Origin of the sequence: uncultured Streptococcus sp., from assembly GCF_963528215.1 — a bacterium.
Classification (GTDB): domain Bacteria; phylum Bacillota; class Bacilli; order Lactobacillales; family Streptococcaceae; genus Streptococcus.
Genome location: NZ_CAURVL010000006.1, coordinates 106,040 through 112,630, shown reverse-complemented (window position 1 = coordinate 112,630; position 6,591 = coordinate 106,040). Strand labels below are relative to the sequence as shown.

5 protein-coding genes are annotated in these 6,591 nt (G+C 41.6%); 1 reads left to right on the top strand and 4 read right to left on the bottom strand.

Going from position 1 to position 6,591, the window contains the following annotated elements; genetic code table 11:
- Positions 1–92 precede the first annotated feature (92 nt).
- From RWS24_RS04260 to ftsW, 4 genes are all read right to left on the bottom strand, one after another.
- Positions 93–1,073, bottom strand: a complete 981-nt coding sequence (locus tag RWS24_RS04260; protein WP_314365736.1) for an anti sigma factor C-terminal domain-containing protein — start codon at positions 1,071–1,073, stop codon at positions 93–95.
- Positions 1,060–1,530: an RNA polymerase sigma factor gene (locus RWS24_RS04255; protein ID WP_314365733.1), complete on the bottom strand. Its 471-nt coding sequence runs from the start codon at positions 1,528–1,530 to the stop codon at positions 1,060–1,062. Before RWS24_RS04255 ends, RWS24_RS04260 begins: the two co-directional genes overlap by 14 nt.
- 122 nt (positions 1,531–1,652) lie before the next feature.
- A complete protein-coding gene (gene ppc / locus RWS24_RS04250) occupies positions 1,653–4,499 on the bottom strand; it encodes a phosphoenolpyruvate carboxylase (protein ID WP_314365731.1) in 2,847 nt (948 codons plus the stop codon).
- 46 nt (positions 4,500–4,545) lie between these two features.
- Positions 4,546–5,778, bottom strand: coding sequence for a cell division peptidoglycan polymerase FtsW (gene ftsW / locus RWS24_RS04245; RefSeq protein WP_125342323.1), 1,233 nt, complete (start codon positions 5,776–5,778; stop codon positions 4,546–4,548).
- 154 nt (positions 5,779–5,932) lie between these two features.
- Here ftsW and RWS24_RS04240 point away from each other — a divergent pair, with 154 nt between their 5' ends.
- Positions 5,933–6,409 (top strand): glutathione peroxidase, encoded by a 477-nt coding sequence (locus tag RWS24_RS04240; RefSeq protein WP_125342324.1) that lies wholly within the window; start codon positions 5,933–5,935, stop codon positions 6,407–6,409.
- Positions 6,410–6,591: the final 182 nt, after the last annotated feature.

Sequence of the window (6,591 nt, the reverse complement as noted above, 5' to 3'; positions counted from 1 at the left end):
TATAGATAGACAGTAGGCAATACAGTCTAACTTTCCTTACTATTTTATCAAATTTAAATGAAAATGCAAGTCTTTTAGTATTTTTTTGTGAATTATTCCTTGTCTAATTTGTAGTAAGGTTTATTTTGAATAGAGGCTCCAATACTGGAAGCATAATTCCATTCTTTCCCCTCTAGTTGAGCAAAATTTTCAGATTTTCCGGTAAGAATGACACCTGAAAAAGTCAATTGATCTCGATTCTTTTCCTCGCGAATATCTAGCTGGCTGAATTTCTTGAGATAGGTTTCAATGTCATTGTACATATTGTAATTGTTAACAGTTGGGAAAAAGGTTTTATCAACTTCTTTTAGATAGTCCAAGAAGGTCTTCTGTCCCTCTTTACTGCTAATTGTTGGATCCATAGCTAATAATTCAGCACCAGCTCCATAGGTCGTCTTAGGATCAGAACTCAGTACCATGCCATTTTCACCGTCCTTCGATTGACTACCAATCCAGTACCAATTAATCTTGAGATTATTCGGTATCATCTGCTGAATTTCCTTATAGGTATAGGTTTTATCAAAGGTCACGGCTACTTCCACCAATTGACTAGGCATTTCTTTGACAGAAGCCAACTCCTTAGGTATGGAATTACTATCCTTTGTTTCTTTGGCATTGATATTATAGAAGACCGGATATTTCTGCCGAAGTTCTCGCGTATAGGTCCCTGATTTAGCGGAATAAGTTCCCTCCGAAGTCGGATTTCTATAAGAGCCTGTTAGTGAATAGTTACCCTCATAAGCTGGATAAGCCACTCTCACTCCATTCAAGTCTTTAAAACGATCGGAACGTAAGGTTCCTGAGAAATAAGAAGTTTGTGTGTAATAAAGACTGTCATAGTCAACATTAGGGTAGGCGATTTCGGACATAATTTCGTACTGTTTCTGCAAGTTTTGTCCATTCTTGGAGGCTAATTCTATTAGTCCCTTTCCTAAGAGACCTAAAATCACTAAAGAAACAAAGGCGCTAATAGCAACTGTCTTCCAGAGTCTTTTTCTTCTGCTTTTCTTTGCAAGAATTTCAAATGTTTCCATTTAGGTATCCTTTCTTTTCCAGTTTCTTTCGGAGCTTAGCACGGCTGCGCATCAACTGAATCTTGACCTTGCTCACCGAGTAAGACATGATTCGAGCAATCTCCTTTACTGTAAACCCCTGAAAATAATAGAGTTCTAACAGTGCAGCTTCCTTAGACGGCAGTTCTTCTATTGCACTTCGTAGCAGCTCATAATCTTGATTTTCAAAGGGATTGACAAGATCTTTTCCAAAAAATTCTTTTCGCAAAATCTCCAAATAATGCTTATCTCTCCTATATCTGTCGATATAGCGCCGGATGGAAACCCGATACATCCAAGCTCGCATCTTTTCCGCCGGAATAATAACTTCTGTTTCCAACATCTTGACAAAAACGTCCTGAACTACATCTTCTGCTTCCACTTTAGAAGCCCCTGACTTCTGCAGATAGGATACAATCTCGCGAGCAAAGCCTATCAAGATTGTTTCATATTCATCTAGTTTGATAAGCTCACCCCCCTCCTTCACTAGTATAACGAATTAAAAAGCCCTTTGGTTACAAAAATAGAAAAAACCGGAACAATTCCGATTTTCTCTTTGTATTAGCCAGAATTTCGCAGGCCAGTCGCAATACCGTTGATTGTGATATGAATCAGCTTCTCTTGATCAGGTGTGAGCTGACCGTTGCGCTGACGCTTGATTAGCTCTAGCTGGATATAGTTCAAAACATTGAAGTAAGGCATGCGGTAGTCCAAACTGTCTCTTAGATAGGTGTTTTCTGCTAGGAGCTCATCATGACCTTCAATCTCCAAAATGACATCCTTAGTCAACTGCCATTCATCCAAGATAATATTGAAAATATCACGGACATTCTGATCTTCGCAAAGCTGCGCATACTCAAAAGCGATATTCATATTCGACTTAGATAGAACCATGTCTACGTTTGATAAAAGTGATTTGAAGAATGGCCATCTCTTATACATAAATTGCAGAAAGGCTAAGTTATTTTCTGGATCTTCATGAATGAATTCCTTGAAACTTGACCCAACACCATACCATCCTGGGAACATAACCCGACTTTGAGACCATGAGAAGACCCACGGAATAGCTCTGAGACCGCCGATTTCAGTGATGGTTTTACGAGCAGCTGGACGAGAACCGATATTAAAGCTAGAGATAGCCTTGATAGGGCTGGATTCGAAGAAATAATCGTAAAAACGCTCGTCGCCAAAGACCAAATCACGGTAAATCTGATAACTGCGATTGACTACTTGATCCATAATCCGCTCATATTTATCGGACGTATGGCTATCGCTCTTCTTATGAGTTACCATGCGGTTAATGGCAGCAGACACCAGCATTTCCAAGTTATAGTAGGCTGCGTCTTTGTTTCCATATTTATTACCAATGACTTCCCCTTGCTCAGTCAGACGGATCCTGTCATTGATACTGCGGAGTGGCTGGGAAGTGATGGCTTCATAGGTTGGGCCGCCACCGCGTCCCACTGTACCTCCCCGGCCATGGAAGAAGGTAATTTTCACACCAAATTTGTCACCGATAGCTGTTAATTGCTGCTGAGCCTTGTAGAGGGTCCAGCAAGAAGATAGGTAGCCACCGTCCTTATTACTGTCTGAATAACCCAGCATGATTTCCTGGTAGTTATCCTTAGAAGCAATCCACTTCTGAGCAATCGGCAGAGACAGGTATTTCTCCATGGTATCGCAGGAATTGTCCAAGTCCTCAATGGTCTCAAAGAGCGGAACAATCTGGACACGGGCACCATTTTCATCAATCAGCCCTACTTCCTTGAGCATAATAGCCAACTCAAGTAGATCTGATACACTAGTCGAGTGAGAAATAATATTTTGCTTAATGACTTCCTCACCGATTGCATCTTTTAGCTGACGGGCTGTTTTGAAAATCTCCAGTTCTTTTTGCAGGAGTTCGGATTTAGTCTCATGGGTAGCTGATAGGATACGAGGATCTTCAAGCAGCTGTTTGAGGAGGACCTGGCATTTTTCTTCTTCCGACAGACTACTATAATCCTGAACAATATTAGCTGATGCCAAAAGTTCAGCCACACAGGCCTCATGAACGCTGGAATCCTGCCGCATATCAATGCTGGCCAAGAAGAAGCCAAAAACATCAACCGCTTGGAGGAGTTCAGTCAAGTCCCCACTTACCAAGGCTTCACCATGATGTTCGATAAGAGAATCATAAATGACCTGCAAGTCTTCTTTAAATTCCTGAGCGGTTCTGTAAGAAGGTGTCTCCTCCTTCTTCAGCTCAGTCAGGGTCTCGCTGATACGAGACTGGATATAATTAGGAATGATTTCTCTTCCTTTATTGCTGACAGAAAGGTTGGTCTTCGCAGACAATGTTTCCTCAGCTCGGTCAGTCAATCGCTGACCGTCAGTTGAAAAATTGCCTTCTTTTAGGTAAAGCAAGGTTTGAATCAGTTTAGACTGGATATAGTGGAAAGCACGGCGGTAAGGCTCATTTTCCCGATAAACAGACTTGTCTGTAGAAAGAGCTGCCATTTCTGCTACTGCCTGACTGGTTTCTGAGAGGTTGGTCGAGAGTGAGAAGGTGCGATAGAGTGTATAAACCTTGTCAATGTAATAGTTGAGGATGACTTCACTCTGGAGCGTGGCTGATAGTTTCAGGGTTTCTGCTGTTACAAAAGGATTGCCATCCCGGTCACCGCCAATCCACATTCCCATGGTAATAGGCTTAGGATTATCCAGCTTGATACCTCGCTCTTCTGCCAAGCGTCTGTATTCAACCATAAAGTTGGTGATAGCTTGTAGGAAAGAGCTGTTATAGTACTCCATGACATTGGTAATCTCATTAGTCACTTTCAGCTTTTTCTCACGGATCATATCTGTCTGCATCATAAGCTCAATATAGCGGCGGAGATTTCCTAGCCACTTCTTCTCATTGACCAGGCCAGCCTTAACATCACGATGCTGGCGCAGTAGACTATGGATATGATTGGTTAAGTCCAGAACGGTCTTACGCTGAACCTGAGTCGGGTGAGCTGTCAGTACTGGCACAACATTCAGGTTTTCCAGAATTTCCTGAGCATTTTCCCGCGTTGAAATCAGGTCAATGGTTGTTGACAACTTCCCAAGATAATCCTGATTAATATTGTTCTGGTGGTTGATTTCATAAGCTAGGTCCACGTCTTCTGAGATATTAATCAAAAGCGGCAAAATAGAGAAATAACGGGAGATATAAACCATTTCATCTGTCGTCAGTTCTTCTACAATCGCTTTTAACTCATGATATTTGGAGTTAACCGCCAGCTCCTCCATAAGGGAGATTTTTTCAAAGGTCTCAGGGCCGAGAAGATTCCGAGTAATATCGGCAAGTAAATCTGTCAATATGGCGACTTCTTCTCGAATCACTTCTTTATTGCTGTAACTTTCTAATTTGTTAAATGACATAATCTGCACCTTTCATTTTTGCAACAACTGTTCACACGAACTGCGATTAAGCTTCCTCAGACCGGCCTTGCGCCTCCGCTTCCATCTGCTCATACAAGGCATCACGGCGCTCGTTGGCATCAATATTGAGTACCAAGGCAATGGCTACTGACAAGACCAGAAGACTGTTCCCTCCTTGCGATAGGAAGGGGAAGGTTACTCCTGTAGAAGGAATGAGACCTGAAATTCCACCAATATTGATGAAGGTCTGCATGAGTATCATACCGCCAATTCCCAAAGCCATCATGGAGTTAAATGGATTCTTGGCTCGAATCCCTACCAAGATAATTCTCAGAATCAGGAAAAAGAGTAAGGCCAGAATCAGACTGGCACCAAAGAAACCAAACTCTTCTATCACGATAGAAAATACAAAGTCCGTATGAGCTTCCGGCAGATAGCCGCGCTTTTCAATAGAGTTACCCAAGCCTAGACCAAACCAGCCGCCATTACTCATAGCATAGTAGGAATTCGCCAACTGGTGACCTGAACCAGACAGATCCTTGAAGGGATTGAAGAAAGCGCTGAAACGCTTGGCCACATATCCAAAGACTGGAATCTTGGCCACGCGCTCAACCCCAATCAACCAAATGCTAGCCAGAACCAAGCCGGAAACACTAACAATGGCTCCCAGCATCGTAGAAAACCATCGATAACCAATCCCACTGACAGCTATCATTATCACGACGGTCAAAAATAGAATAGTCGCATTTCCAAGGTCTGGCATAATCGCTACAATCCCAATCAGAATAGCCACCATGGTCCGCCAGTCGTTAAAGGCTTTAGGAAACCAATGGTTGTGAGTCAGGGCTTGATAGTCATAGACCTTTATCTCCTCCTGCCTCTTTGTGAAGCGAAAAGCTAGATACCAGACCAGAATAATCTTCAAATACTCAGCAGGCTGAATACTGAAAGCTCCAAGCTTCAGCCAACCATGAGCTCCGTTGATAGTCCCTGTTATAAAACGAGATAAAAGCAAGAGGATAATCTCAGCAAAGATAACTATAGTCAGGATGCCTCCTTTTTTCAGGAAACCCAAGCGGATTCTATATAGGAGCGCAATTATAAAGAGACTTATTACCCAAAAAATCCCCTGATTCAAGACCATTCCAAAACCATTTCCTCCGGCCTGAATCGAGGTAGGACTCGTCGTTGAATAGACCACAATCAATCCCAAAACAGATAAAATCAAATAGGGAATCAAGATGGAATAATTCAACAAGTGCTTCTTGTCAATTTTCATATTTCACCATTAAACTTCTAAAAATTCAATTCTCATTATACCACCTTTTGGATTGAAAAAAAAGCATTAGTGCAGAGACTGGAATATTATGACCTTGCTTTCTCTCTTTTACATAAAATTGTGATAAGATAGGAAGCAAACAAAGGAGGAGAACATGACAGACATTTATGATATCGAAATCCAAAAACAAGACGGAAGTCAGCAAAAAATGAGTGATTATAAAGGAAAGATTCTGCTGATTGTCAATACAGCGACCGGCTGTGGCTTCACTCCTCAGTATCAAGAACTGCAGGAACTCTATGAGCGCTATCAGAAAGATGGATTTGAAATCCTGGATTTCCCCTGCAATCAGTTTGGCCAGCAGGCTCCTGGAGACGCCTCAGAAATCAACAGCTTTTGCATCCTTAACTACGGAACGACCTTTCCTCGATTTGCTAAGATTGATGTCAATGGTCCTCAGACTGCTCCACTCTTTGACTGGCTCAAAAAAGAAAAAAGCGGTCTTCTTGGTGAAAATATCAAGTGGAATTTCACAAAGTTTCTGGTTAGCCGAGACGGCAAAGTTGTCAAACGCTTCTCTCCACAAACTTCTCCTCAAAAGATTGAAGAGCTCATTCAAAAGCTATTATAAAAGGTAAGAAAAAGCAAAACGATTTAGCCAACGGTAACTCATCTTCCACAGCCTGCCTAATCTCTTTAAAAAACAAGACATTTTGAACTTTCAAAACGTCTTGTTTTTGCTTTATAATATTTCAATTATATTACATTTTATTCATTTTCCAGCAATTCTGGGGATATTTTTTGCTTTTTTAT